General features: G+C 63.4%; 26 protein-coding genes and 1 pseudogene. 11 read left to right on the forward strand and 16 right to left on the reverse strand.

Features of this window, described 5'->3' with window-relative positions; translation table 11 throughout:
- Nucleotides 1-149 precede the first annotated feature (149 nt).
- Together QRN70_RS07475 and QRN70_RS07480 are read right to left on the reverse strand one after the other, a co-directional pair.
- On the reverse strand, nt 150-1,220 hold the full coding sequence (locus tag QRN70_RS07475; protein ID WP_285416700.1) for an alpha/beta hydrolase: 1,071 nt from the start codon (nt 1,218-1,220) through the stop codon (nt 150-152).
- A 76-nt stretch (nt 1,221-1,296) separates the two neighbouring features.
- Nucleotides 1,297-1,737 carry a GlcG/HbpS family heme-binding protein gene (locus tag QRN70_RS07480; protein WP_285416702.1) on the reverse strand — a complete coding sequence of 147 codons (441 nt, stop codon included), beginning with the start codon at nt 1,735-1,737 and terminating at the stop codon, nt 1,297-1,299.
- 268 nt (nt 1,738-2,005) lie between these two features.
- Between QRN70_RS07480 and gcl the strand changes: the two genes are divergently transcribed.
- The 8 genes from gcl (at nt 2,006) to QRN70_RS07525 (ending at nt 11,635) form a co-directional block, all read left to right on the forward strand.
- On the forward strand, nt 2,006-3,781 hold the full coding sequence (gene gcl / locus QRN70_RS07485) for a glyoxylate carboligase (protein ID WP_285416703.1): 1,776 nt from the start codon (nt 2,006-2,008) through the stop codon (nt 3,779-3,781).
- A gap of 144 nt (nt 3,782-3,925) precedes the next feature.
- A complete protein-coding gene (hyi, locus tag QRN70_RS07490; RefSeq protein ID WP_095050211.1) occupies nt 3,926-4,708 on the forward strand; it encodes a hydroxypyruvate isomerase in 783 nt (260 codons plus the stop codon).
- Nucleotides 4,709-4,869: 161 nt separating this feature from the next.
- Entirely contained in the window at nt 4,870-5,763 is an 894-nt protein-coding gene (locus QRN70_RS07495; protein WP_285416704.1) for a 2-hydroxy-3-oxopropionate reductase, read from the forward strand.
- A 161-nt stretch (nt 5,764-5,924) separates the two neighbouring features.
- Entirely contained in the window at nt 5,925-7,205 is a 1,281-nt protein-coding gene (locus tag QRN70_RS07505; RefSeq protein WP_285416706.1) for a glycerate kinase type-2 family protein, read from the forward strand.
- Entirely contained in the window at nt 7,195-8,610 is a 1,416-nt protein-coding gene (gene pyk, locus QRN70_RS07510) for a pyruvate kinase (protein WP_285416708.1), read from the forward strand. Before QRN70_RS07505 ends, pyk begins: the two co-directional genes overlap by 11 nt.
- 158 nt (nt 8,611-8,768) lie before the next feature.
- A complete protein-coding gene (locus tag QRN70_RS07515) occupies nt 8,769-9,683 on the forward strand; it encodes an urea transporter (protein ID WP_285416710.1) in 915 nt (304 codons plus the stop codon).
- A gap of 21 nt (nt 9,684-9,704) precedes the next feature.
- On the forward strand, nt 9,705-10,529 hold the full coding sequence (locus tag QRN70_RS07520) for an ion transporter (protein WP_285416711.1): 825 nt from the start codon (nt 9,705-9,707) through the stop codon (nt 10,527-10,529).
- 110 nt (nt 10,530-10,639) lie between these two features.
- On the forward strand, nt 10,640-11,635 hold the full coding sequence (locus QRN70_RS07525) for a sulfate ABC transporter substrate-binding protein (RefSeq protein ID WP_285416712.1): 996 nt from the start codon (nt 10,640-10,642) through the stop codon (nt 11,633-11,635).
- Between the two features lie 238 nt (nt 11,636-11,873).
- Here QRN70_RS07525 and QRN70_RS07530 read toward each other — a convergent pair whose 3' ends face one another.
- Nucleotides 11,874-12,494 (reverse strand): DUF5666 domain-containing protein, encoded by a 621-nt coding sequence (locus QRN70_RS07530; RefSeq protein WP_285416714.1) that lies wholly within the window; start codon nt 12,492-12,494, stop codon nt 11,874-11,876.
- Between the two features lie 242 nt (nt 12,495-12,736).
- On the opposite strand from QRN70_RS07530, the gene QRN70_RS07535 reads away from it, so the two are divergent.
- Nucleotides 12,737-13,924: an MFS transporter gene (locus QRN70_RS07535; protein ID WP_285416716.1), complete on the forward strand. Its 1,188-nt coding sequence runs from the start codon at nt 12,737-12,739 to the stop codon at nt 13,922-13,924.
- A gap of 46 nt (nt 13,925-13,970) precedes the next feature.
- Here QRN70_RS07535 and QRN70_RS07540 read toward each other — a convergent pair.
- The 11 genes and pseudogenes from QRN70_RS07540 to ccmA all read right to left on the reverse strand — a co-directional run.
- Nucleotides 13,971-14,153: pseudogene (locus QRN70_RS07540) on the reverse strand (type II toxin-antitoxin system HicB family antitoxin); the annotation flags it as partial.
- Between the two features lie 186 nt (nt 14,154-14,339).
- A complete protein-coding gene (locus QRN70_RS07545) occupies nt 14,340-14,747 on the reverse strand; it encodes a hypothetical protein (protein WP_285416717.1) in 408 nt (135 codons plus the stop codon).
- Nucleotides 14,748-14,772: 25 nt separating this feature from the next.
- Nucleotides 14,773-15,972 carry a c-type cytochrome biogenesis protein CcmI gene (gene ccmI / locus QRN70_RS07550; RefSeq protein ID WP_285416718.1) on the reverse strand — a complete coding sequence of 400 codons (1,200 nt, stop codon included), beginning with the start codon at nt 15,970-15,972 and terminating at the stop codon, nt 14,773-14,775.
- The gene (locus QRN70_RS07555; RefSeq protein ID WP_285416720.1) at nt 15,969-16,439 is read right to left on the reverse strand and encodes a cytochrome c-type biogenesis protein; all 471 of its coding nucleotides are present in this window, start codon (nt 16,437-16,439) and stop codon (nt 15,969-15,971) included. The genes ccmI and QRN70_RS07555 overlap by 4 nt, the downstream gene beginning before the upstream one ends.
- Nucleotides 16,436-16,972, reverse strand: a complete 537-nt coding sequence (locus tag QRN70_RS07560; protein ID WP_285416721.1) for a DsbE family thiol:disulfide interchange protein — start codon at nt 16,970-16,972, stop codon at nt 16,436-16,438. The genes QRN70_RS07555 and QRN70_RS07560 overlap by 4 nt, the downstream gene beginning before the upstream one ends.
- The gene (locus tag QRN70_RS07565) at nt 16,969-18,957 is read right to left on the reverse strand and encodes a heme lyase CcmF/NrfE family subunit (RefSeq protein WP_285416722.1); all 1,989 of its coding nucleotides are present in this window, start codon (nt 18,955-18,957) and stop codon (nt 16,969-16,971) included. The genes QRN70_RS07560 and QRN70_RS07565 overlap by 4 nt, the downstream gene beginning before the upstream one ends.
- Nucleotides 18,958-18,960: 3 nt before the next feature.
- The gene (ccmE, locus tag QRN70_RS07570) at nt 18,961-19,416 is read right to left on the reverse strand and encodes a cytochrome c maturation protein CcmE (protein ID WP_285416724.1); all 456 of its coding nucleotides are present in this window, start codon (nt 19,414-19,416) and stop codon (nt 18,961-18,963) included.
- Nucleotides 19,413-19,589 (reverse strand): heme exporter protein CcmD, encoded by a 177-nt coding sequence (gene ccmD / locus QRN70_RS07575; RefSeq protein ID WP_011333085.1) that lies wholly within the window; start codon nt 19,587-19,589, stop codon nt 19,413-19,415. Before ccmD ends, ccmE begins: the two co-directional genes overlap by 4 nt.
- A complete protein-coding gene (locus QRN70_RS07580) occupies nt 19,586-20,341 on the reverse strand; it encodes a heme ABC transporter permease (protein WP_285416725.1) in 756 nt (251 codons plus the stop codon). The genes ccmD and QRN70_RS07580 overlap by 4 nt, the downstream gene beginning before the upstream one ends.
- A gap of 94 nt (nt 20,342-20,435) precedes the next feature.
- Nucleotides 20,436-21,104, reverse strand: a complete 669-nt coding sequence (gene ccmB, locus QRN70_RS07585; RefSeq protein WP_285416727.1) for a heme exporter protein CcmB — start codon at nt 21,102-21,104, stop codon at nt 20,436-20,438.
- Complete coding sequence (gene ccmA / locus QRN70_RS07590) at nt 21,101-21,736, reverse strand: cytochrome c biogenesis heme-transporting ATPase CcmA (RefSeq protein ID WP_285416729.1); 636 nt, start codon at nt 21,734-21,736, stop codon at nt 21,101-21,103. The genes ccmB and ccmA overlap by 4 nt, the downstream gene beginning before the upstream one ends.
- 197 nt (nt 21,737-21,933) lie before the next feature.
- Between ccmA and fliK the strand changes: the two genes are divergently transcribed.
- Both fliK and QRN70_RS07600 read left to right on the forward strand, forming a co-directional pair.
- The gene (gene fliK / locus QRN70_RS07595; protein ID WP_285416732.1) at nt 21,934-23,514 is read left to right on the forward strand and encodes a flagellar hook-length control protein FliK; all 1,581 of its coding nucleotides are present in this window, start codon (nt 21,934-21,936) and stop codon (nt 23,512-23,514) included.
- A complete protein-coding gene (locus tag QRN70_RS07600) occupies nt 23,511-23,840 on the forward strand; it encodes an EscU/YscU/HrcU family type III secretion system export apparatus switch protein (protein ID WP_285416734.1) in 330 nt (109 codons plus the stop codon). The genes fliK and QRN70_RS07600 overlap by 4 nt, the downstream gene beginning before the upstream one ends.
- Before the next feature lie 131 nt (nt 23,841-23,971).
- Here the strand turns inward: QRN70_RS07600 and QRN70_RS07605 are convergent, their stop codons facing one another.
- Together QRN70_RS07605 and QRN70_RS07610 are read right to left on the reverse strand one after the other, a co-directional pair.
- Nucleotides 23,972-24,364 (reverse strand): DUF2802 domain-containing protein, encoded by a 393-nt coding sequence (locus QRN70_RS07605; RefSeq protein WP_285416736.1) that lies wholly within the window; start codon nt 24,362-24,364, stop codon nt 23,972-23,974.
- A complete protein-coding gene (locus QRN70_RS07610) occupies nt 24,365-24,850 on the reverse strand; it encodes a chemotaxis protein CheW (RefSeq protein ID WP_007959223.1) in 486 nt (161 codons plus the stop codon).
- Nucleotides 24,851-24,879: the final 29 nt, after the last annotated feature.

Here is a 24,879-nt window from a genome sequence, read left to right on the forward strand (position 1 = left end):
CGCTCCCACAGGGGCCTGGGACCTTCAGACATTTTGTGTCTGCCTGCCAGACCTGTGGCTGCGAGCCTGCTCGCGCACGCTGCTATTCAGGCACCCCGGTCAAACCGTCCCTCCACTTCCGAGAGCTGAAGGGACACGGCAAAGCGCTGTTAAGCCTCGTTGCCCATCAGCCAGCGCAGCGCCTCTGGCAACGAGGTGCGCCAGTCATCCGGGAAGGTATGGCCGCCGGCATGGGTACGCGACTTGACCTGGTTACCCTCTCCGAACAGCTCGCGGAAATCGGCGCTCATCTGCAGATTGCCCGGCCCTTCGCGGTTGCCGTTGATGACAAACACGCGCTTGCCGCGGGCCTTGCTTTCGGTCGGTGTCGGTTGCCGGCCGCCAGGCGACAGCAGCAGTGCACCGGCGTAATCCTCGGGATGTTGCGCCAACAGCGCGCCGGCATGTTGCGAGCCCTGGGAGAAGCCCATCAGGTACACCTGCTTGCGGTCGATGCATTGCTGCGCGGCCAACTGTTTCAGGCCGTTCTGCACCGCTTGATGGGTGCTCTCGAAGCCCGGACCGCTCCAGCGAAAACTGTCGACGGCATTGAGCATTTCCGTGCCGTTGATGCCGAGAATGATGGCGCCGGTATCGGCCAGCGGCTGGTAGCTATCATCCAGCTCACCGTTGACGCCATAGCCGTGCAGCCAGACCACGACGGGCCGGCAGGCTGGCGGCACGGGAATGCCGGCAGAGGGGTTGAGCACCGAAATCGCGCCGACCTTGCCCGGGGCGATTTTCTTGTAGCGCTCCTGCGCGTTGGCCAGCACCTTTTTATACGTCGCGGTCTGGCGCAGCTCGGCAAAATCCTGATCGTCGGCCAGCAGAGGGCCGAACCACAGGCCGCGATCATCGGCCTCGCGCAGGAAGCGCTCGGCCAGCTTGTCGTCGCCACGCCGGGCAAATAACGCGGCGATCTGATAAGGCGCCACCAACTGCTGCGGATCTTCGCGGGAGGCCGCCAGGTATACCGCGATGGCCTGCAGGGAGTCGCTGTCTTCGAGCTTTTCCGCCCGCTCGATCAGTTCGGGCACATCGTCGGCATTGAGCAGTGCGGTGACCACCGGGCTCAGCGCCTGGAACGCGATGTCGTCGGCATCCAGCGGCTCGGCGGCGTGCAGAAAGGGAGTGCAGAGGGTCATGGCCGAAGCCAGAGCGATGGCGAATAGCGTCTTCACGCAAATCTTCCTTGATTCAAAAAACGAGAGGGGCGGCAGTCTATAGACCCCGCCCCGCTTCGTCATCATCAAACTGTCAGGCCGCCACCCCCGCATCCGCCTTCAATTCCAGCGCCTCCACCGCTTTGATCGCCACCTGCTCGTCAATGTCCGACAGATCGCCGCTGATGCCGATCGCTCCCAGCACATTGCCCGCCTGATCGCGGATCAACACTCCGCCCGGCGCCGGCACGACGCTGCCCTGGCCCATGCTGTTGAGCGCGGCGATGAAGGCCGGACGTTGTTGCGCATCCAGCGCCAGCAGGCGCGAGCCTTTGCCCAGGGCTATGGCACCCCAGGCCTTGCCGATGGCGATATTCGGGCGCAACAGGCTGGCGCCATCTTCGCGTTGCAGGGTGACCAGGTGGCCGCCGGTATCCAGGATTGCAATGGTCAACGGCGCGGCAGCGATGGCCCGCCCCGCACGGATAGCTTCGTTGACCAGGTTGACTGCGACTTTCAAGGTTAAAGCGCTCATGGTGCCGTCCTCATTTTGTTATTGGGAAAGTCGTGAAGCTGCGCGTTTGTGCCGCAGCTGGATGCAACAAATAGAACACAATGAATTATTTTTTTGTATACAATAATTCTCGAAAAGCGCTACATGCGACGAAAAGCCACAGCAGATCCGGCTTCCGACGAATGAAACAGGCGCTTGAGAAAATGGATTGACCTGCGCCGTCCGCCGTGAATACACTCTGCGCAAAGCCACTTGTATACAATTACAAAACGTAAAGAGGCACAAAACCATGAGCAAAATGAGAGCAATCGAAGCCGCCGTTCTGGTGATGCGCCGTGAAGGGGTTGATACCGCCTTTGGCATTCCCGGCGCCGCCATCAACCCGCTGTACTCCGCCTTGCAAAAAGTCGGTGGCATCGATCACGTCCTCGCTCGCCACGTTGAAGGCGCCTCGCACATGGCCGAGGGCTACACCCGCACCAAGGCCGGCAACATCGGCGTGTGCATCGGCACTTCCGGCCCGGCCGGTACCGACATGGTCACCGGCCTGTACAGCGCCTCGGCGGACTCGATCCCGATCCTCTGCATCACCGGCCAGGCACCACGTGCCCGTCTGCACAAGGAAGACTTCCAGGCCGTCGACATCACCAGCATCGTCAAACCGGTGACCAAGTGGGCGACCACTGTTCTGGAGCCGGGCCAGGTGCCCTACGCGTTCCAGAAGGCCTTCTACGAAATGCGCTCCGGCCGTCCGGGCCCGGTGCTGATCGACCTGCCGTTCGACGTGCAGATGGCCGAAATCGAATTCGACATCGACGCCTACCAGCCGCTGCCACTGGCCAAGCCGAGCGCCACTCGCGTCCAGGTTGAAAAAGCCCTGGCGATGCTCGACCAGGCCGAACGTCCATTGCTGGTAGCCGGCGGCGGCATCATCAACGCCGACGCCAGCGAGCTGCTGGTGGAGTTTGCCGAGCTGACTGGCATTCCAGTGATCCCGACCCTGATGGGCTGGGGCACCATCCCTGACGATCACCCGCTGATGGTCGGCATGGTCGGCCTGCAGACGTCGCACCGTTATGGCAACGCCACCCTGCTCAAATCCGACGTGGTCCTGGGCGTCGGCAACCGCTGGGCCAACCGTCACACCGGTTCGGTGGATGTCTACACCGAGGGCCGCAAGTTCATTCACGTCGACATCGAGCCGACCCAGATCGGCCGCGTGTTCACCCCGGACCTGGGCATCGTCTCCGACGCCGCCGCCGCGCTGACCGTGTTCATCGAAGTCGCCCGTGAATGGCAAGCTGCCGGCAAACTGAAGAACCGCAGTGCCTGGCTGCAGGATTGCCAGCAGCGCAAGGCCAGCCTGCAACGCAAGACCCACTTCGACAACGTGCCGGTCAAGCCGCAGCGCGTCTACGAAGAAATGAACCAGGTGTTCGGCAAGGACACCTGCTACGTCAGCACCATTGGTCTGTCGCAGATTGCCGGCGCGCAGTTCCTGCACGTCTACAAGCCGCGGCACTGGATCAACTGCGGCCAGGCCGGCCCGTTGGGCTGGACCATTCCGGCGGCGCTGGGCGTGGTCAAGGCCGATCCGAACCGTAAAGTCGTGGCCCTGTCGGGGGACTATGATTTCCAGTTCATGATCGAGGAGCTGGCGGTCGGCGCTCAGTTCAAACTGCCTTACATCCACGTCGTGGTGAACAACTCGTACCTGGGGCTGATCCGTCAGGCCCAGCGCGGGTTCGATATGGACTACTGCGTGCAGCTGTCCTTCGATAACCTCAACGCGCCGGAACTCAACGGTTATGGCGTCGATCACGTCGCAGTCGCCGAAGGCCTCGGCTGCAAGGCCCTGCGTGTGTTCGAACCGGCTGACATCGCCCCTGCCCTGCGCAAGGCCGAAGAGCTGATCGAAGAGTTCAAGGTACCGGTGATCGTCGAGATCATCCTGGAGCGTGTGACCAACATCTCCATGGGGACCGAGATCAACGCCGTCAACGAATTCGAAGACCTGGCGCTGGTCGGCAACGACGCGCCAACGGCGATTTCGCTGCTCGATTAACTGCTGACCGCTCCCACTGTGGGAGCGGGCTCGCCCGCGAAGGCGGCTTCACATTCAACACAGTTGTTGACTGATCCACCGCTTTCGCGAGCAAGCTCGCTCCCCCAGGGATCGAATGACCTGCTATTTACACGGGAGACCACCATGCCGCGTTTCGCAGCCAACCTGTCCATGCTGTTCACCGAACAGGATTTTCTTGCCCGTTTCGACGCCGCCGCCAAGGCTGGCTTCAGCGGTGTCGAATACCTGTTCCCTTACGACTTCAGCTCGGCCGAAATCAAGGCCAGGCTCGATGCCAATGGTCTGACCCAAGTGCTGTTCAACCTGCCAGCCGGTGACTGGGCCAAGGGCGAGCGCGGTATCGCCTGCCTGCCGGACCGCGTCGAGGAATTCCGCGCCGGGGTCGATCTGGCGATTGCCTACGCGCAAGTGCTGGGCAACACCCAGGTCAACTGCCTGGCCGGCATCCGCCCACAGGGTGTGGACGATGCCACCGTGGAGAAGACCTTCGTCGCCAACCTCAAGTACGCCGCCGACAAGCTGCAGGCAGCCGGCATCAAACTGGTGATGGAAGCGATCAACACCCGCGACATCCCGGGTTTCTATCTGAACAACACGGCGCAGGCCCTGTCGATTCGCGAGCAGGTCGGCAGCGCCAACCTGTTCCTGCAATACGACATCTACCACATGCAAATCATGGAAGGCGATCTGGCCCGCACCCTGCAATCGCACCTGGGCGAGATCAACCATGTGCAGCTGGCGGACAACCCGGGGCGCAACGAGCCGGGTACTGGCGAGATCAACTATCGCTTCCTGTTCGAGCACCTGGACCGCATCGGTTATCAGGGCTGGGTCGGTTGCGAGTACAAGCCGCTGACCACCACTGAAGCGGGTCTTGGCTGGTTGAAAACCCACAACGCAATCTAAGAACACGGCAAACAACCTGTGGGAGCGGGCTTGCTCGCGAATGCGGTGGTTCAGTCAACACGGATATTGAATGTTCCACCGCATTCGCGAGCAAGCCCGCTCCCACCCAAAGCAACACCCCCTATTTCGCTTGAGCAAGACAAAAACAAGAGGATTTTCTCATGGCTAAAATCGGATTCATCGGCACCGGCATCATGGGCCACCCAATGGCGGCAAACCTGCAGAAAGCCGGTCACAGCCTGTTCCTGTCCGCGCACCACGACGCCGCCCCGGCCGACCTGGTCGCCGCTGGCGCCGTCGCCCTGGCCAACCCGAAAGAAGTCGCCCAGGAAGCCGAATTCATCATCGTCATGGTGCCGGATACCCCGCAGGTCGACGACGTACTGTTCCGCGCCGATGGCGTTGCGGCCGGCATCGGCAAGGGCAAAGTGGTGATCGACATGAGCTCGATCTCGCCAACCGCGACCAAGGCGTTCGCCACGAAGATCAACGAGAAAGGCGCGCAATACCTCGACGCGCCGGTATCCGGCGGTGAAGTGGGCGCCAAGGCTGCGACCCTGAGCATCATGGTCGGTGGCGACGCCGATGCCTTCGAACGCGCCCTGCCGCTGTTCCAGGCCATGGGCAAGAACATCACCCTGGTCGGCGGCAATGGCGACGGTCAGACCGCCAAGGTGGCCAACCAGATCATCGTCGCGCTGAACATCCAGGCTGTCGCTGAAGCCCTGCTGTTCGCCTCGAAGAACGGCGCCGATCCGGCCAAGGTACGTGAAGCACTGATGGGCGGGTTCGCCTCCTCGAAGATCCTCGAAGTGCACGGCGAGCGCATGATCAAGGGCACCTTCGATCCGGGCTTCCGCATCAGCCTGCACCAGAAGGACCTGAACCTGGCCCTGCAAGGCGCCAAGGAGCTGAACATCAACCTGCCGAACACCGCCAACGCCCAGCAAGTGTTCAGCACCTGCGCGGCCATCGGTGGCAGCAACTGGGATCACTCGGCGCTGATCAAGGGCCTGGAACACATGGCCAACTTCTCGATTCGCGACAAAAAATAAAGCCCTGCCCCACTGCTTAAAACCTGTGGGAGCGAGCTTGCTCGCGAAGAGGGCGTGTCAGTCGACATGGATGTTGACTGATCCACCGCTTTCGCGAGCAGGCTCGCTCCCACAGGGATCTCTACCGCCCTTTCGAATAACAAGAATTCCGGGAGCCCGCCATGTCGGTCGATCCGCAACAACTGCTGCGCGAGCTGTTTGCCACAGCCATCGACGCGGCTCATCCGCAGCAAGTCCTCGAAGCCCATCTGCCCGCCGACCGCACCGGCCGGGTGATCGTCATCGGCGCCGGCAAAGCCGCCGCGGCCATGGCCCAGGTGGTCGAGCGCTGCTGGCAGGGTGAAGTCTCCGGCCTGGTCGTGACCCGCTACGGCCATGGCGCCCCCTGCGAAAAAATCGAAGTGGTCGAAGCCGCGCATCCGGTGCCGGACGCCGCCGGCCTCGCCGTGGCCAAGCGCGTGCTGGAACTGGTCAGCAACCTGAGCGAAGACGACCGGGTGATCTTCCTGCTGTCCGGCGGTGGCTCGGCCCTGCTCGCCTTGCCGGCCGAAGGCATCACCCTGGCCGACAAGCAGACGATCAACAAGGCCCTGCTCAAATCCGGCGCGACCATCGGCGAGATGAACTGCGTGCGCAAGCACCTCTCGGCGATCAAGGGCGGCCGCCTGGGCAAGGCCTGCTGGCCTGCCACCGTCTACACCTATGCGATTTCCGATGTACCGGGCGACCTCGCCACGGTCATCGCTTCCGGCCCGACCGTGGCCGACCCGAGCACCAGCGCCGAAGCCCTGGCGATCCTCAAGCGCTACGCCATTGACGTGCCCGCCTCGGTGCGCAACTGGCTGCAAAGCCCGGAGTCGGAAACCGTCAAGCCCGGCGACCCGAGCCTGGCGCGCAGCCACTTCCAGCTGATCGCCCGCCCGCAGCAATCCCTCGAAGCGGCAGCAGTGAAATGCCGCCAGGCCGGTTTCAGCCCACTGATCCTCGGCGACCTGGAAGGCGAATCCCGCGAAGTGGCGAAAGTCCACGCCGGCATCGCCCGCCAGATCCTCCAGCATGGCCAGCCGCTGGCGGCGCCGTGCGTGATTCTCTCCGGCGGTGAAACCACGGTCACCGTGCGCGGCAACGGTCGCGGCGGACGCAACGCCGAATTTCTCCTCAGCCTCACCGACAGCCTCAAGGGCCAGCCGGGCGTCTACGCACTGGCCGGTGACACCGACGGCATCGACGGCTCGGAAGACAACGCCGGCGCAATCATGACCCCGGACAGCTACGCCCGCGCTGCCGCCCTCGGCCTGAGCGCCAGCGACGAGCTGGACAACAACAATGGCTACGGCTACTTCGCCGCGCTCGATGCGCTGATCGTCACCGAGCCGACCCGCACCAACGTCAACGACTTCCGCGCCATCCTGATCCTCGAGAGCCCTAAACATGACGCCTGACAAAAAGGTCAAAATCCTCGCCACCCTCGGGCCTGCCGTCGATGGCATCGAAGACATCCGCGAGCTGGTCGAGGCCGGGGTGAACATCTTCCGCCTCAACTTCAGCCACGGCGATCACGCCGACCACGCCAAGCGCTACCAGTGGATCCGCGAAGTCGAGCGCCAGCTCAATTACCCGCTGGGCATCCTCATGGACCTGCAAGGACCGAAACTGCGCGTCGGCAAGTTTGCCGAGGGCAAGGTTCAGTTGCATCGCGGTCAGGCCCTGCGCCTCGACCTGGACACCACGCCGGGCGACCAGCGCCGGGTCAACCTGCCGCATCCGGAGATCATCGCCGCACTGGAGCCGGGCATGGACCTGCTGCTCGACGACGGCAAGCTGCGTCTGCGGGTGGTCAGCAAGTACAGCGACGCCATCGACACCACGGTGCTCAACGGTGGCGAGTTGTCGGACCGCAAAGGCGTGAACGTGCCGCAAGCGGTGCTCGACCTCAGCCCGCTGACCGCCAAGGACCGTCGCGACCTCAGCTTCGGTCTGGAGCTGGGCGTGGACTGGGTCGCGCTGTCGTTCGTGCAGCGTCCGCAAGACATCATCGAGGCCCGCGCCCTGATCGGCGACAAAGCGTTCCTGATGGCGAAAATCGAGAAGCCGTCGGCCGTCGAACAACTGCGCGCCATCGCCGAACTGAGCGACGCGATCATGGTCGCCCGCGGTGACCTCGGTGTCGAAGTACCGGCGGAAAGCGTGCCGCAGATCCAGAAAAACATCATCGGCACCTGCCGCGAGCTCGGCAAACCGGTGGTGGTGGCGACGCAGATGCTCGAGTCGATGCGCTTCTCCCCGGCGCCGACCCGCGCCGAAGTCACCGACGTGGCCAACGCCGTGGCCGAAGGTGCGGATGCGGTGATGCTCTCGGCGGAAACCGCGTCCGGCGAGTACCCGCTGGAAGCCGTGCAGATGATGAGCAAGATCATCCGCCAGGTGGAAAACGGTCCGGACTATCAGACCCAGCTCGACGTCAGCCGACCGAAAGCCGAAGCCACGGTTTCCGATGCCATCAGCTGCGCGATCCGCCGCATCAGCAACGTGCTGCCAGTGGCGGTGCTGGTCAACTACAGCGAATCCGGCACCTCGAGCCTGCGCGCCGCGCGCGAGCGGCCGAAGGCGCCGATCCTCAACCTGACCCCGAACCTGCAGACCGCACGGCGCCTGAGCGTGGCGTGGGGCATTCATTCGGTGGTCAACGATCGTCTGCGCCAGGTCGATGAAGTGTGTTCGACAGCGCTGGAAATCGCCCAGGCGCAAGGCATGGCCGAACGCGGCGACACGTTGCTGATCACCGCGGGTGTGCCGTTTGGGCAGCCGGGGTCGACTAATTCGCTGCGGATCGAAACATTGATCTGACCACTGACCCAGATCGTTCCCACGTCGAGACGGCGCACCGCTCGCGTGGGAATGCGGCCCGGGGCGCTCTGCGTCCCCAGAGCAGACGCAGAGCGTCCTTTGAGGCATTCCCACGCAGACGGTTCGACGTGGGAGCGATCAGTACCGAATGACCTGCCATGCCTGCCAATCATTTCAACACCCACTGCCCCGACTGGGCCGAGGCTTTGCTCAACGGCTTCAGTCAGATATTCCTCCAGCGCCATCCGCTGTGCGGCCTGCTGTGCCTGCTGGCGATTCTGTTCACCGCACCGGCCCTGCTCGGCGGTGCCTTGCTCGGCGGCGTCGCCGGGCTGCTCACCGCGCAGCGTCGCGGTTATGCCAAGGCCGATCGCCAGGCCGGCCTGTTCAGCTACAACGGCGTGTTGCTCGGGCTGTTGCTGAGCCTGTATTTCCCCTGGTCGGCAATGATGCCGCTGCTGATCCTGGCCGCCGGCGGCTTGAGTGCGATGCTCACTCAGCAATGGCTCAAACGCGTGCGGCTGAGCCACTACCTGCCCGCCTGCACCGCGCCTTTCGTTTTGTTGAGCTGGGTGCTGCTGTGCTTCGCCACGCCTTCGACCCAGGCACAGCTGATTGAAGTCAGCGCACTGAACATGCTGGCCGCTCCCCTCAAGGGCCTGGGCCAGGTGATGTTCCTCGGCCATCCGCTGGCCGGTGCGATGATCGCTGCCGGGTTGTGGATCGCCGATCGCCGCGCGTTCTGCTGGGCGTTGCTGGCGTCTGTGGCCGGCATGGGCTGGAGCCTGCTCAATGCCGATTTCTACACCGCCCTGCTCGGCCTGGGGGGTTATAACGCCGTGCTCGCCGCCCTCGCCTTCAGTGCGCAGCGCCGGCAACCGTGGCTGCCGTTGCTTGGCATCGTGCTGGCGCTGCTGCTGACGCCGATGTTTGCCGCCGCCGGCCTGCCCACCCTGACCGCACCGTTCATCCTCGCCTGCTGGTTGCTGCGCAGCGCTGTCCAGGTACTGCGCCGGGCGCCGGTGAGCGGCACGTCTTGCGCTCGCGGGGAGAATCAACCTAGGCTGCGCTGATCTTCGATTCAGGCGTTATCCATGGACAGCAGCAAGCCCTGGCGTGAACAGCTTTACGTCATGATTTTCCAGAGTGACACCCGCGCCGGGCGGCGCTTCGACGGCATTCTGCTGTTGATCATCCTCGCCAGCCTGGTGATCGTGATGCTCGACAGCATCGACAGCATCCACCGCAACTATGCCGATGTGCTGGCCTACATCGAATGGGGCTTCACGGTGATCTTCGCCGGTGAATACCTGTTGCGCCTGTACTGCTCGCCCAAGCCGCTGCGCTATGCGTTCAGCTTCTACGGCCTGGTGGACCTGCTGGCCATCGTGCCCGGCATCCTCGCCTTGTATTACAGCGACGCGCAGTACCTGCTGATCATCCGCATCATTCGCATGCTGCGCATCTTCCGCGTGCTCAAGCTCAGCCCGTACCTCAAGCAGGCCAACTATCTGATGTCGGCGCTGCGCGGCAGCAAGCAGAAGATCGTGGTGTTCCTCGTCAGCGTCTGCACGCTGGTCACGGTGTTCGGCACGCTGATGTACGTGATCGAAGGCCCGGAGCACGGCTTCACCAGCATTCCCAAGGGCATTTACTGGGCTATCGTCACCCTGACCACCGTCGGCTTCGGCGACATCGTACCGAAGACCCCGCTGGGCCAGGTGATTTCCTCGCTGGTGATGATCACCGGTTACTCGATCATCGCCGTCCCGACCGGGATTTTCACCGCCGAACTGGCCAGTGCCATGCGCGGCGAACAGCTGCAGCACGACTGCCCGGTCTGCCGCAAACAGAGCCATGAACCGAATGCCGCGTTCTGTTCTCGTTGTGGCAACGCACTGTTCAGGAAAGTGGAATAAGCAAAGAGCTTTTAAATCTTTAAGCGACTATGCGGCCCCGGCTATAGTCGCTGGCAAAACAGCATCACCCCTACCGCCACCCCCTGTATCCAAACAACAAGGAATGCGCAGTGAAAAAACTCTTTGGCGCCTCACTTCTCGCCGCCGGTCTTGCCTTCGGCAGCGTGGCTCACGCCGCCCCGACTCTGCTCAACGTTTCCTACGACGTGATGCGCGATTTCTACAAGGACTACAACACTGCGTTCCAGAAACACTGGCAGGCCGAACACAACGAAACGATTACCGTGCAGATGTCTTTCGGCGGTTCGAGCAAGCAGGCGCGCTCGGTGATCGATGGCCTGCCGGCTGACGTCATCACCATGAACATGGCGACCGACATCAATGCCCTCGCGGACAACGGTCAACTGGTGCCGAAGGACTGGGTCACCCGCCTGCCGAACAACAGCGCACCGTTCACTTCGGCCACCGTGTTCATCGTCCGCAAGGGCAACCCGAAAGCACTGAAAGACTGGCCGGACCTGCTCAAGGACGGCGTGCAAGTGATCGTGCCGAACCCGAAAACCTCGGGCAACGGCCGCTACACCTACCTTTCGGCCTGGGGCTACGTGCTGAAGAACGGCGGTGACGAGAACAAGGCCAAGGACTTCGTCGGCAAGCTGTTCAAACAGGCCCCGGTGCTCGACACCGGTGGCCGTGCCGCCACCACCACGTTCATGACCAACCAGATCGGCGACGTGCTGGTGACCTTCGAAAACGAAGCGGAAATGATCGCCCGCGAGTTCGGTCGCGACCAGTTCGAAGTGATCTACCCGAGCGTGTCCGCCGAAGCCGAGCCACCCGTGTCGGTGGTCGACAAAGTGGTCGAGAAGAAAGGCTCGCGCGCGGCTGCCGAGGACTACCTGAAGTACCTGTGGTCGCCGGAAGGCCAGGAAATTGCCGCCGCCAACTACCTGCGTCCGCGTGATCCGGCGGTACTGGCCAAGTACACCGACCGTTTCCCGAAAGTCGACTTCCTCTCCGTGGAGAAGACCTTCGGTGACTGGCGCACCGTGCAGAAGACCCACTTCAACGATGGCGGGATCTTCGATCAGATCTACAGCCAGTAAGATTTGGCGGACATGAAAAAGGCGACCCTCAGTGGTCGCCTTTTTTGTGGCAGGTTTACCCTCACCGCAGTCCTCTCCCGGAGGGAAAGCCGGCCGACCGAGGTGTCTGGCGAGTGAAATCGACCTGAAAGACCTTATGGATCATGGACTCGGCAACGCAGTTTCAGCTTGGCGTATTGTTTCAGCGTCCCCCAATCAGTCCCCTCGCCCTCCGGGAGAGGGTTAGGGCGAGGGGCTTTTACATCGGCGGCGTGACGCCATCCTTGCCAGCGGAAATCGATTGCGCGGTCAATGTGCCGTCCGCGCTCTGGGTGACGAAGGTGACGATCTTCACCCCGGCCTTGAGCAAACTCCGATCCGCCGGCACCAGATTGACGATCGGCACGTCTTCAGGCACCAGGATCTTCTGTTGGCCGTCCTTGTAGTTCACCGTCAGCACCCGCCCGTTGCTGACCAGCAGATCGCCGACACTGCCATTGGTCATGCTGCTGCCCTTGGCCAGGTCGAACGGCCGATGGCCGTCGCCGCTGCCGGCCAGTTCCGGGGCAAACACGTGGACTTCCAGTGCCTTGAGCGTGCCATCCTCCTGGGGAATGGCCGCCGAGCCGATGTAACTGCCGGGCTTGATGTCTTCGATATTGGCCAGGGTCACGGCGCGGACCTTGGTGTCCTTGGTCAACTGGATCACCACGTTTTCGCCGCTGTTGACGTGGACCTTGAGCGTGTCGGCACTGACGCCGGTAATCTCGCCGCGAACGCCGATGCGCATGCCCGGCGCTTCGCCCGCCTGCACAGCGGTCACGCCAAGCAGGGCGATCAGGGCAATCGTGGTGGTGTGCCGCAGTAACTGAGCAAACATCGCAATCCTCCGGTGACGAACGCGGGTATGGGTCGACAACATAAGCACGCTATCGAAGAAGATGTAAGTGAATGTATCATCAGTGCGCAACGGCCGGACGCAAGGTTCGCCGCTGGCGGACACCCGACTGCAAGCCAGGTATTGCGCAATGCAATAGCCACTATCGAGCGCTGGCTTCTACCGCGCGCCGGGTTCGCCCCTTAGCCTCACCGCATTCCTTTTCGCTGGATCGAGAAACTCCTATGACCGCCACAACTCACGCAATGACCCGAGGCATGGTGCTGCTGTTCGCTTTTTGCTGCGGCGCCATCGTTGCCAACATCTACTACGCGCAGCCCATCATCGGCCTGATCGCACCGGACATCGGCCTGACCGACACCATGGCCAGTTTCATCGTCTCGCTGACCCAGATCGGCTACGCGCTGGGCCTGTTCTTCCTGGTGCCGCTGGCTGACCTTGTGGAAAACCGGCGCCTGATGATCATCACCACCGTGGTGGCGATCGCCAGCCTGCTCGGCGCCGCGTTCACCGATCAGCCGAACGTGTTCCTGCTGATTTCGTTGCTGGTGGGTTTCAGCTCGGTGTCGGTGCAGGTGCTGATTCCACTGGCGGCGCACTTGGCGCCGGAAGAATCCCGTGGCCGCGTGGTCGGCGGGATCATGGGCGGTTTGCTGCTGGGGATTCTGTTGGCGCGTCCGGTGTCGAGCGTGGTGGCGGACCATCTCGGCTGGCGGGCGATGTTCATGATCGCAGCAGCCTTGATGGCAGCGATCAGCGTGGTGCTGGCGTTGACCGTGCCCAAGCGCCAGCCGGATCACAGCGCTTCCTACGGCCAGTTGCTGGGTTCGTTGTGGACGCTGCTGCGCAAGCAACCGGTGTTGCGTCAGCGGGCGTTTTACCAGGCCTGCATGTTTGCCACGTTCAGCCTGTTCTGGACCGCCGTGCCGCTGGAGCTGGCGCGCAACCATGGCCTGTCGCAGAGCCAGATCGCGATCTTCGCCCTGGTCGGCGCCATCGGTGCCATCGCCGCGCCGATCAGCGGCCGCCTGGCCGATGCCGGCCACACCCGTATCGCCTCGCTGCTGGCCATGCTGTTCGCCAGCCTGAGCTTCCTGCCGGCCTTCATTCACCCGGCCTACAGCGTGATCGGCCTGGCCGTCACCGGCGTGGTGCTCGACTTCTGCGTGCAGATGAACATGGTGCTGGGCCAGCGGGCGGTGTACTCCCTCGACGCCAAGAGCCGCGGCCGCCTCAACGCGCTGTACATGACCAGCATCTTCCTCGGCGGCGCCTTCGGCTCCTCGGTGGCCAGCGTGGTGTATGAACACGGCGGCTGGTTGTGGATCGTGATCGTCGGCAGCGCGTTTCCGTTGCTGGCGCTACTGCGGTTTTTGAGTGCTGCGCAGAAGCCTGCTCTGGCCACGGCCTAGAATCGCAAAGGCACTGTCGGATCACTGATCCGCCAGTGCGCGATGCTCAATGCCGGACCAGTTTTTCCATGGCGGCATCGGCCAAGAAAGAGGAGCGGCTTTTGACGTTGTGCTCACGCACGTAGCGGTCGATCCGCTGGATGACATAGCCGGGCAACGTCACATTGACCTTCTCGGTTTTGCCCATGTACGGCGAAATATCCAGCTCACGCATCCCCCAGCCCATATCGGTCCGGCTCAGGCGTCAAGAACAGGACGCGAGTGAGGCATTGCTCTTTCATCGCGGCATACGATGCATGCGTCCGCCGCCTAGGCCTGGTCAAGTCGATCCAGGCACTCGGCAGCTATCACGCGATGGTTTGAAAGCTCACTACCCCAGACAGCAAAACGGCGATCCGAAGATCGCCGTTTTTCGTTACTGCCCGAACTGCTTGCCCAGGCCCGCCGGAACGCCGTGGATGTTGGTGTCTTCCCACGGGCCGTTGGGGCTGATCGCGCGGCTCCAGCCGTTGTTCCAGCGGTAGTAGGTGCGCTGGCGGTAGAAGGTGTTGGGCTGGTCGTCGAGGACGTACACGCCCAGTTTCTGATCCCAGTGGCTGTTGCCGCCCGGGGGCGGCGCGAAGCTGGCGGAGGTGCGTGGCTGCGGTTTCGCCGGTTTGGCCGGAATCCCCGGTTTGCCAGGGCTCGGGCTGGTGGACGGGGTCGGGGCCGGTTGCGAGGGCGGGATCGGCGGCAGGTTGGTCGTCGGTTCCGGGCGCTGCACCGCACAGGCACTCAAGCCCAGGGCCAGGGTGAGGACTGTGATTCGAGCGATGGCGTTCATGGCGGTGCTTTCCTGTTGGTTCCGGCTATTGGTCCGGGCTGTCGATGGTCAGTGTCTGCGGCGCGGTGGTGCTGCTGGCCAGCGGCCCGCTGCGGCCGACCCACTCACCGGCAGTCGGCTGCCCGGCCCGGGACACGCGCGCAACCAGTTGGACTTCAGGGAAGTTCGACAGTTTCAACTGCGGCATCATTGCATCGGCATCGCCCAGTTCGACGGTCACCGGCAGATCGGCAACGGTCAGGCGTTTGGCTGCCAACGGCGCCGGAGGCCCGGAGGTGGCGCGCGCGAAGATGAAGACGCTGTCGCCCGGTTGCACCTTGCCCTTCAACTCATCGGCCAGGTTCACGCTGACCTTGAGCACAGCGGCTTTCGCCACCGGCGCCTGGGCGACCTTGCCGCCACTAGCTTGCAGCTTCTCGGTAGCGCGGGCGATGCCGCCCTGCAACGCTTCGCGGGATTTGTCTTCTGCGGGCAGTTGCGCCAGCAGGCGATTCCAGTAATCGATGGCCTCCTGATAACGCGCGCCTTCGAACGCGGCGATCCCCAGCAGACCCAGGCTGGTGACTTCCTTCGGGTCCGCCTTGAGCGCTTCGTCGGTCAGGGCCTGCACCTTGTCCGACCACTTCTTGCCATCGGCGAAATACTGCGCCTGCGCCCACTGGCCCAGCAGCTCCGGCTGGCGCCCGGCGAGGTTGACGGTGCGCTCGAACATCTTCGCCGCGTCGGCCGGACGATCCTGGGCCATGTAGGTGCGTCCGAGGAAATACACGCCCTCGGCCGAATCCGGTTGCGCCGCGACCGCCCGCTCCAGGCGCCGGGTCATCTCTTCCATCGACTGCGGCGCCTGAGCGAATTCGCGGGTCAGTTCGACTTTGTCGCTGGCACCGAAGTGCAGATACAAGCCAAGGCCCAGCACCGGTACCAGCAGCGCCGCCAGCAGCGGCAACGGCTTGCCCAGACGGGACACCCGCGCCGGCGTCGCGCCTTCGGTATCGGCGAGCAGCTCGCGCGCCGCTTCGGCGCGGCCGCTGTCCATCTGCGCCGCGTCGAGAACGCCCTCGGCCTGCTGCACTTGCAGCTCGGCGACACGTTCCTGATACAGCGCAACGTTGAGGGCCGTGCGATCCTCCTCGCGCTGGGCGCGACGTTCACGCAGAACCGGGATCAGCAGAAAACTCAGGGCGACCAGAAGCAACAGCCCTGCGGCGAGCCAGAAATCAATCATTCTTGGTTTTTTTCCAACAGTTGGTCGAGGCGCTGACGCTCGTCGGCGGACAGCGCTTGCGGGGTCTCGGTACGCTGGGCGCGACGGCGGCGGACAATCACCGCGATCACCACGAAACCGCCGAGCAACAGGCCGGCCGGGCCGAACCACAGCAGCGCGGTCTTGGCGTTGAGCGCCGGTTTGTAGCGGACGAAATCACCGTAGCGGTCGACCATGAAGTCGATGATCTGCTGATTGTCCTTGCCCTCGCCGAGCATGCGGAAAATCTCCTTGCGCAGGTCGGCGGCAATCGGTGCGTTGGAGTCGGCGATGTCCTGGTTCTGGCATTTGGGGCAGCGCAGTTCCTTGGTCAGCTCGCGAAAACGCTCGCGATCGCCTTCTTTGGCGAACTCGTAGGTGTCGATGGCCGCATGGGCCACGCCGGCCAGGCTCAAGCCCAGCAGCACGGCGGCAAGAAAACGCTTCATGGCTTGGCCTCATCGACCAGCGCCTGATACTTGGCTGCCAGTTTCTCGCGCCAGACCTGCTCGTCGATCACCCCGACGTACTTGTCGCGGATGATGCCCTTGGCGTCGATGAAGAAGGTTTCCGGCGCGCCATACACACCCAGGTTGAGGCCCAGCGAGCCCTCGTCGTCACGGATGTCCAGCTGATACGGGTTGTGGAACTCGGCCAGCCACTTCAGTGCGTCGGCGTTGGTGTCCTTGTAGTTGATGCCGTAGATCACCACGCCGCGCTCGGCCAGTTTGTTCAGCACCGGGTGCTCGACCCGGCAGGAGATGCACCAGGTGCCCCAGACGTTAACCAGCGCCGGTTTGCCGAGAATGTCAGCCTTGGTCAGGACTTTGTCGCCCTGCACCGCCGGCAACGAAAACTCCGGGAACGGCTTGTTGATCATCGCCGACGGCAGCTCCGCCGGATCCAGGTACAGCCCGCGATAGAGGAATACCGCCACCAGCAGGAATATCGCCAGTGGCACCAACATCAACCAACGTCTCATGCAGCCGCTCCCGTCATGCCCAGTGCTTCACGCACGCGGCTTTTCACCTTGACCCGATACCGTCGATCCAGCGCTGCCAGCAGGCCGCCGAGGCCGGTCAGCAGGCCGCCGAACCAGATCCAGCGCACGAACGGCTTGACGTGCACCCGCACCGCCCACGCGCCATCGCCCAGCGGTTCGCCGAGGGCCACATACAGATCGCGGGTGAAACCGGCGTCGATCCCGGCCTCGGTCATCACCGAGTTCTGTACGGTGTACAGACGTTTTTCCGGGTGCAGCACACTGACTTCCTGGCCGTTGCGGATCACGCGAATGGTGCCCTTGTCGGAGGTGAAGTTCGGCCCTTCGAAGTGCCTGGCGCCCTCGAACACGAACTGGTAACCGGCCAGGTCCATCGACTCGCCCGGTGCCAGGCGCAGGTCGCGCTCGGCACTGTTCTGGCTGGACAACACCACGCCCAGCGCGCAGACCGCGATGCCCAGGTGCGCAAGCTGCATGCCCCAGTAGCTGCGGGTCAGGGCCGGCAGGCCTTTGACCAGGCCCTTGTGGCGGGTCTTGTCGAAAATGTCGCGCACACCGGCCAGCAGCACCCACGCGGCCAGCAGGAACGTGGCGATCACCGCCCAGTTGAAATCGCCGTAGGCAACACCGGCCACCACCGCCAGCGCGACGCTGCCGAGCAGCACCGGCGTGAGCATGCTGGCCAGCCATTTCACCGGGGTGTCCTTCCAGCGCACGATCACGCCGACCGCCATGACCACCATCAGCAACGCCATCAACGGAATGAACAACGCGTTGAAGTACGGCGGGCCGACCGACAGCTTGGCGCCGCTGAGGGCATCGAGAATCAGCGGATACAGGGTGCCGAGCAGGATCATCGACGCGGCCACCACCAGCACCAGGTTGTTGCCCAGCAGCAGGGTTTCCCGCGACCACAGGTTGAAACCGACCTGACTCTTGACCACCGGCGCGCGCAAGGCGAACAGGGTCAACGAACCACCGACCACGAACAGCAGGAAAATCAGGATGAACACGCCACGCTCAGGGTCCGACGCAAACGCGTGCACCGACGTCAGCACGCCGGAACGCACCAGGAACGTCCCGAGCAGGCTCAACGAGAAGGCGGCGATGGCCAGCAACACCGTCCAGCTCTTGAACACGCCACGTTTCTCGGTGACCGCCAGCGAGTGAATCAGCGCGGTGCCCACCAGCCACGGCATGAACGAGGCGTTTTCCACCGGGTCCCAGAACCACCAGCCGCCCCAGCCGAGTTCGTAGTAGGCCCACCACGAACCGAGGGTGATGCCGATGCCGAGGAAGGCCCACGCGACAATCGTCCATGGCCGCGACCAACGTGCCCACGCGGCATCGAGACGACCGCCAAGCAAGGCGGCGATGGCGAAAGCGAACGCCACTGAGAAGCCGACGTAACCCATGTACAGCATCGGCGGATGGACAATCAGGCCGATATCCTGCAGCAGCGGATTGAGGTCACGACCGTCGGCCGGAATCTGCGGCAAGATCCGCGAGAACGGGTTGGAGGTGAGGATCAGGAACAGCAGGAAACCGCTGCTGATCATGCCCATCACCGCCAGGACGCGAGCGAGCATGACCTGCGGCAACTGCCGGGAGAACACCGACACGGCGAAGGTCCAGCCACCGAGGATCAGCGCCCAGAGCAGCAGCGACCCTTCGTGGGCGCCCCACACCGCACTGAACTTGTAGTACCACGGCAGTGCGCTGTTGGAGTTCATCGCCACGTAGCCGACCGAAAAATCATCGGTCATGAACGCGTACGTCAGGCAACCGAAGGCAAACAGCAGGAACGCGAACTGGCCCCACGCCGCCGGTTGCGCCAGGCCCATCCACAGCCGGTCGCCGCGCCAGGCGCCGAACAACGGCACCACGGCCTGCACCAGGGCGAAACACAGCGCCAGAATCATCGCCAGGTGGCCCAGCTCAGGGATAAAAATTGCCGAAGTCATCGATCAACCCTCCTTCGCCGGGGTCGGAGCGGATTGGCCGCTGTCCTTCAACGCCTTGGTCACTTCCGGCGGCATGTATTTTTCGTCGTGCTTGGCCAGCACCTCGTCGGCGACCACCACGCCGTCGGCGTTGAGCTTGCCGAGGGCGACAATGCCCTGCCCTTCGCGGAACAGGTCCGGGAGGATCCCGCGGTAGGTAATGGTCACGGCTTTGTTGAAGTCGGTGACAACGAATTTGACGTCCAGCGAGTCCGGCGAACGTTGCAGGGAACCCTTCTCGACCATGCCACCGGCGCGGATGCGCGTGTCGTGCGGCGCTTCGCCGTTGGCGATCTGGGTCGGGGTGTAGAACAGGTTGATGTTCTGCTGCAGGGCGCTCAGGGCCAGGCCGACGGCAGCGCCGACCCCGACCAGAACCGCCAGAATGATGATCAGACGTTTTTTGCGCAGCGGATTCACTTGCCGTTCTCCCGGCGCAGACGACGCGCCTCTTGTTGCAGATAACGCTTGCGCGCCGCAATCGGCGCCGCCACGTTGAGGATCAGTACCGCCAGGCAGATGCCATAGGCCGACCAGACATACAGGCCGTGATGGCCCATGGCGAGGAAGTCGCCGAATGACGCGAAACTCATCGAACGGCCTCCAGGCTGTGCTGCACTTCTTGCTTGACCCAACTGGCGCGAGCCTCGCGCTTGAGCACTTCCAGGCGCATGCGCAGCAACAGCACGGCGCCGAAGAAACAGTAGAAACCCAGCGCCGTCAGCAACAGCGGCAGCCACATTTCTGCCGGCATCGCCGGTTTTTCCGTGAGGGTGAACGTCGCGCCCTGGTGCAGGGTGTTCCACCACTCCACCGAGTACTTGATGATCGGGATGTTGATCACACCGACGATGGCCAGCACCGCGCAGGCCTTGGCGGCGCTGTCGCGGTTGCTGATGGCGTTACCCAGGACGATCACACCGAAATACAGGAACAGCAGAATCAGCATCGACGTCAGGCGCGCATCCCACACCCACCACGAACCCCAGGTCGGCTTGCCCCAGATGGCTCCGGTGGCCAGCGCCACGGCGGTCATCCACGCACCGATCGGCGCGGCGCATTGCAGGGCGACATCGGCCAGTTTCATCTTCCACACCAGGCCCACCACGCCGCACACCGCCAGCATCACGTAGATCGACTGGGCGAGCATCGCTGCCGGCACGTGGATATAGATGATGCGGAAGCTGTTGCCTTGCTGATAGTCCGGCGGCGCGAAGGCCAGGCCCCAAATGACGCCGACGGTGATCAGCAGCAACGCTGCAATGCTCAACCACGGCAGCAACTTGCTGCTGATGCCGTAGAACCACTTGGGCGAGCCGAGCTTGTGAAACCAGGTCCAGTTCATACTGTTTCCATCACGGGTGCTGCTCATCGGTGTGAGCTGGCAGTGGGTCAGGCCTTTTCAGAAAAAGCGGTCAATTTTTGACCAGACCTCATTATTATTCGCCGACGCTGATCTTCAGGCCAGCCGCTATTGCAAAGGGTGTCAGGGTTATCGCCAGGGCGGTCAGGCTTCCAAGCCACAGCAGATAACCGGTCGCCGGCATGCCCTGCAAGGCCGCCTGCAAGGCGCCACTGCCGAGGATCAGCACCGGGATGTACAACGGCAGAATCAGCAGCGCCAGCAACAGGCCGCCGCGCTTCAGACCGACCGTCAGCGCCGCGCCCACCGCGCCGAGCAGGCTCAGCACCGGTGTGCCCAGCAGCAACGACAGCAGCAACACCGGCAGGCAAGCGGCCGGCAAACCGAGCATCAATGCCAGCAAGGGCGAGAGCAACACCAGTGCCAACCCCGAGAACAGCCAGTGTGCCAGCACCTTGGCCAACACCAGAAGTGGCAGCGGGTGCGGCGAAAGGACCCACTGTTCGAGGGAGCCATCTTCGAAATCACTGCGGAACAGCCCGTCCAGCGAGAGCAGCACCGATAACACCGCGGCCACCCAGACTAACCCCGGGGACAGGTTTTGCAACACTTGAGTTTCCGGGCCGACGGCCAGCGGGAACAAAGCGATGACGATGGCAAAGAAAATCAGCGGATTGGCCAGTTCGGCGGGACGCCGGAACAGCAGGCGGGATTCACGGGCAACCAGCAGGCCGAACACACTCATACCGCCCAATTCCCCAGATCGATGTCACGATAACCGGCCGGCAGGCGGCTCAATGTGTGGTGGGTGGTCAGCACCACCATGCCGCCGCGCTCACAGTGCCCGGCCAGGTGGGCTTCGAGTTGCGCCACGCCCTGTTTGTCGAGCGCCGTGAACGGTTCGTCGAGGATCCACAGCGGCGGGCTGTCCAGATACAGCCGCGCCAACGCCACGCGGCGCTGCTGGCCGGCGGACAGGCTGTGACAGGGAACATCTTCGAAACCGCGCAGGCCGACCGCCGCCAGCGCCTGCCAGATGGCGTCGCGGCCAGCCGGATGATGCAGGGCGCAGAGCCAGGCGAGGTTTTCTTCCGGGGTGAGCAGATCCTTGATGCCGGCGGCATGCCCGATCCACAACAGGTTGCGCGCCAGTTCGCTGCGCTGTTCGGCGAGTGGCCGGCCGTTGAGCAGGACCTCGCCGCTGGTCGGCTGCATCAACCCGGCGAGCAGGCGCAACAGGCTGGTCTTGCCGCTGCCGTTGGGGCCGCTGATCTGCACCATGTCGCCACTGCCCAGGCGCAACTCGAGATGTTCGAAGAGCAGCCTCAGATCACGCTCACACGCGAGGGCAACGGTTTGCAGGACAGGACTGGTCAAGGGATCACGGGCCTTATACGGTTCAAGTCGGCTCTGGTGCGGCCGTTAAAGAGATGCAGCATAGATGCAAAGACGGCTCGATCTAGAGAGCTGCGTCAAACAATTGCTATGTTTTTTGAACGAAGCGCAAGACGGCCGGCATTATACATGGCGTGCCTTACTCTCAAGAGTGCAATTTCCTCAGGTTGTGTCCGTGTATGACAGGCGAAATGAACATCCTCCCGCTCCCGCCAACCACCGCGGCGCCCGCGCGTCCGCTGGTGGTCAGCGGTGACGTGCTGAAGCTGCTGACCCCGGTCGAGGGGCTGATCGCCGCCGGGCAAAGCGCCCGGGCCGAGGTGTTGTCGCTCAAGCAGGCGGATCAGACCTTTGAATTGTTGCTGAAAGTGACGCTGGACAGCGGCCGCCAGACCACCGTGCAAGCCACCAGCTCCCAGCCGCTGCCGCAGGGCACCAGCCTGGCGATCACCCAACCGTCGGCGGGCAACCTCGCGGTGACCGTGCAGCAGGCGATTGCCAGCAGCGTCGCCACCCTCACCCGCATCGATACGTCTCAGCTGCCGGTGGGCACCCTGCTGCAAGGCAAGGTGCTGACCGCCCAGGCCTTGCCGCAGGCGCCGGGACAACCGACCGTGTTCCGTTCGCTGGTGAGCCTGCTCAACACGGCGTTGAGCGGCACGACGCTGAGCATCGACAGCCCGCAGCCACTGCGCATCGGCACCTTGTTGTCGGCGCTGGTGGAGGATGCCCAGACGCTGAAATTCCTGCCCTTGAGCAGCCGCCAGGAACAACTGGCGGTGAGCCAGCAACTGCTCGCCCAGCAAAGCCGCCAGGGCTCGCTCGACGGCTTGCTCAAGGCCCTGCAAAACCTGCCGCCGGCCAGCGATCAGACCTCGCAGGATCTGCGCGCCGTGGTCGACAAACTGCTCGCCAGCCTGCCGGACGCGCAACAGCTGAGCACGCCGCGCGGCCTGGCCCAGGCCCTGGCCAACAGCGGCGTGTTCCTCGAAGCGAAATTGCTTGGCGGGCAAAACCCGACGCTGACCCCGGACATCAAAGCCGATCTGCTCAAACTGATCGCGCAACTCACCCCGGGGCTGCCCAACAGCAGCAGTTTCAACGCGATCATCGCTGCCAACACCCTGGCCCAGGCCTTGCCGAACTTCGTGCGCAACGCGCTCGGCACGCTCGGCCAGGTCAGCGCCAAACCCGTGCCGAGCAGCTTTCCCCTGCCCGACCGCCTGCTGCAAAGCCTCGATGACGAAGGTGACCTGGAACATCTGCTGCGCCTCGCCGCCGCCGCGGTGTCGCGCCTGCAAAGCCATCAGCTGTCGAGCCTGGAACAGACCGGGGTCACCGACGACGGCCGCCTGCTCAGCACCTGGCAGCTGGAAATCCCCATGCGCAACCTGCAGGACATCGTGCCGCTGCAGGTCAAGTTCCAGCGCGAAGATGCGCCGGAGAAACAGCAAGCGAACGAGCAGCGCCGCGATGAGCGGGAACCGAAACAACAACTGTGGCGGGTCGATCTGGCGTTCGACATGGAACCGCTGGGGCCGCTGCAGATCCAGGCGCAATTGATCAGCGGCAGCCTGTCCAGTCAGTTGTGGGCCGAACGGCCGTACACCGCGAGCCTGATCGACAGTAACCTGGCCGCGCTGCGCCAGCGCCTGGTGGATTCCGGGCTCAACGTCGGCGATCTCGACTGCCACCTCGGCACCCCGCCGCAAGGCAACCAAACCCGCCTCGAACACCGCTGGGTCGACGAAACCGCATGAACGATTCCACTGCTCCACGCCAGGCCATTGCCCTCAAGTACGACGGCAGCCACGCCCCGACCCTCACCGCCAAGGGCGACGAAGAACTGGCCGAGGAAATCCTGCGCATCGCCCGCGACTGCGAGGTGCCGATCTATGAGAACGCCGAACTGGTGCGCCTGCTGGCACGGATGGAACTGGGCGACAGCATCCCGCCGGAGCTGTACCTGACGATTGCCGAGATCATCGCGTTTGCCTGGAACCTGAAGGGCAAGTTCCCGGCAGGACACGATCCGGATGCGCCGATGGTCGAGAAGGACGTCACCGAGCGCGGCGACGATTACTGAGACTGCAAAGACGCATTCGCGAGCAGGCTCGCTCCCCCATCAGACCGTGATCGGATGTGGGAGCGAGCCTGCTCGCGAATGGCTGTTCAGAGGGTGCCACACTCGGCGTGGCAACGCTCCGGGGGTGACGACTAGTTCCTGTGCAGCTTGCGCATCAACTCCGCCTCGGCCTGGGTCAGGCCGCAGGACTGGGTGAGTTCGTCGACACTGGCGCCCATGCCGACCAGTTTCGCCGCCTGGGCGAAGGACAGGCTCGACGGATCGCGCTGCTCGAGCTGGGCCAGTTTGTCAGGAATCGGACTGACCACCGCCCGCAGCTCGTGCAGGGCTTCGCCCATGCGCACGTTGCCGTTCTGGTAATCGTCGACACGCTTGGCCAGGTCCTTGATGCGCTGGTCACGCAACGCATCGCCCTGAGCCTGTTGCGCAGCGATTACGCGCTGCGCCTTGATGTACGCCAGAAACATTGCCAGCGTGCCTGCCCAGAAGAGGAACAGGACAATCACCGCGACCTCGAGAATCAATCAGATGTTCTCCAGTTCCGACCATTCTTCTTCGCTCATCATCTTGTCCAGCTCGACCAGGATCAGCAACTCGTTGTTCTTGTTGCACACGCCCTGGATGAACTTGGCCGACTCTTCGTTACCGACGTTTGGCGCGGTCTCGATTTCCGACTGACGCAGATAAACCACTTCGGCCACGCTGTCGACCATGATCCCGACCACTTGCTTGTCGGCTTCGATGATGACGATACGGGTGTTGTCGCTGATCTCGCCGCTCATCAGGCCGAAGCGCTGGCGGGTGTCGATCACGGTGACCACGTTGCCACGCAGGTTGATGATGCCCAGCACGTAGCTTGGCGCCCCCGGAACCGGTGCGATCTCGGTGTAGCGCAGGACTTCCTGAACGCGCATCACGTTGATGCCGTAGGTTTCATTGTCCAGCTTGAAGGTTACCCATTGCAGGATCGGATCTTCGGAACCCTTTGCCGCCGTCGCCTTGTCGTTCATACCCTAGCCCCTCGAAAAACCGCTCCTGG

Origin of the sequence: Pseudomonas sp. efr-133-TYG-5, from assembly GCF_030209175.1 — a bacterium.
GTDB lineage: Bacteria > Pseudomonadota > Gammaproteobacteria > Pseudomonadales > Pseudomonadaceae > Aquipseudomonas.

Bases quoted from the DNA above. Each gene is read 5' to 3' on its own strand.
- QRN70_RS07560 (WP_285416721.1), bottom strand. From the start codon at position 16,972: ATGAGACGTTGGTTGATGTTGGTGCCACTGGCGATATTCCTGCTGGTG.
- QRN70_RS07555 (WP_285416720.1), bottom strand. From the start codon at position 16,439: ATGAAGCGTTTTCTTGCCGCCGTGCTGCTGGGCTTGAGCCTGGCCGGC.
- QRN70_RS07515 (WP_285416710.1), top strand. From the start codon at position 8,769: ATGCCTGCCAATCATTTCAACACCCACTGCCCCGACTGGGCCGAGGCT.
- QRN70_RS07580 (WP_285416725.1), bottom strand. From the start codon at position 20,341: ATGAACTGGACCTGGTTTCACAAGCTCGGCTCGCCCAAGTGGTTCTAC.
- QRN70_RS07480 (WP_285416702.1), bottom strand. From the start codon at position 1,737: ATGAGCGCTTTAACCTTGAAAGTCGCAGTCAACCTGGTCAACGAAGCT.
- QRN70_RS07505 (WP_285416706.1), top strand. From the start codon at position 5,925: ATGTCGGTCGATCCGCAACAACTGCTGCGCGAGCTGTTTGCCACAGCC.
- QRN70_RS07545 (WP_285416717.1), bottom strand. From the start codon at position 14,747: ATGAACGCCATCGCTCGAATCACAGTCCTCACCCTGGCCCTGGGCTTG.
- fliK (WP_285416732.1), top strand. From the start codon at position 21,934: ATGACAGGCGAAATGAACATCCTCCCGCTCCCGCCAACCACCGCGGCG.
- QRN70_RS07495 (WP_285416704.1), top strand. From the start codon at position 4,870: ATGGCTAAAATCGGATTCATCGGCACCGGCATCATGGGCCACCCAATG.
- hyi (WP_095050211.1), top strand. From the start codon at position 3,926: ATGCCGCGTTTCGCAGCCAACCTGTCCATGCTGTTCACCGAACAGGAT.
- QRN70_RS07535 (WP_285416716.1), top strand. From the start codon at position 12,737: ATGACCGCCACAACTCACGCAATGACCCGAGGCATGGTGCTGCTGTTC.
- ccmI (WP_285416718.1), bottom strand. From the start codon at position 15,972: ATGATTGATTTCTGGCTCGCCGCAGGGCTGTTGCTTCTGGTCGCCCTG.
- QRN70_RS07520 (WP_285416711.1), top strand. From the start codon at position 9,705: ATGGACAGCAGCAAGCCCTGGCGTGAACAGCTTTACGTCATGATTTTC.
- QRN70_RS07600 (WP_285416734.1), top strand. From the start codon at position 23,511: ATGAACGATTCCACTGCTCCACGCCAGGCCATTGCCCTCAAGTACGAC.
- QRN70_RS07610 (WP_007959223.1), bottom strand. From the start codon at position 24,850: ATGAACGACAAGGCGACGGCGGCAAAGGGTTCCGAAGATCCGATCCTG.
- ccmD (WP_011333085.1), bottom strand. From the start codon at position 19,589: ATGAGTTTCGCGTCATTCGGCGACTTCCTCGCCATGGGCCATCACGGC.
- ccmB (WP_285416727.1), bottom strand. From the start codon at position 21,104: ATGAGTGTGTTCGGCCTGCTGGTTGCCCGTGAATCCCGCCTGCTGTTC.
- QRN70_RS07565 (WP_285416722.1), bottom strand. From the start codon at position 18,957: ATGACTTCGGCAATTTTTATCCCTGAGCTGGGCCACCTGGCGATGATT.
- gcl (WP_285416703.1), top strand. From the start codon at position 2,006: ATGAGCAAAATGAGAGCAATCGAAGCCGCCGTTCTGGTGATGCGCCGT.
- pyk (WP_285416708.1), top strand. From the start codon at position 7,195: ATGACGCCTGACAAAAAGGTCAAAATCCTCGCCACCCTCGGGCCTGCC.
- QRN70_RS07530 (WP_285416714.1), bottom strand. From the start codon at position 12,494: ATGTTTGCTCAGTTACTGCGGCACACCACCACGATTGCCCTGATCGCC.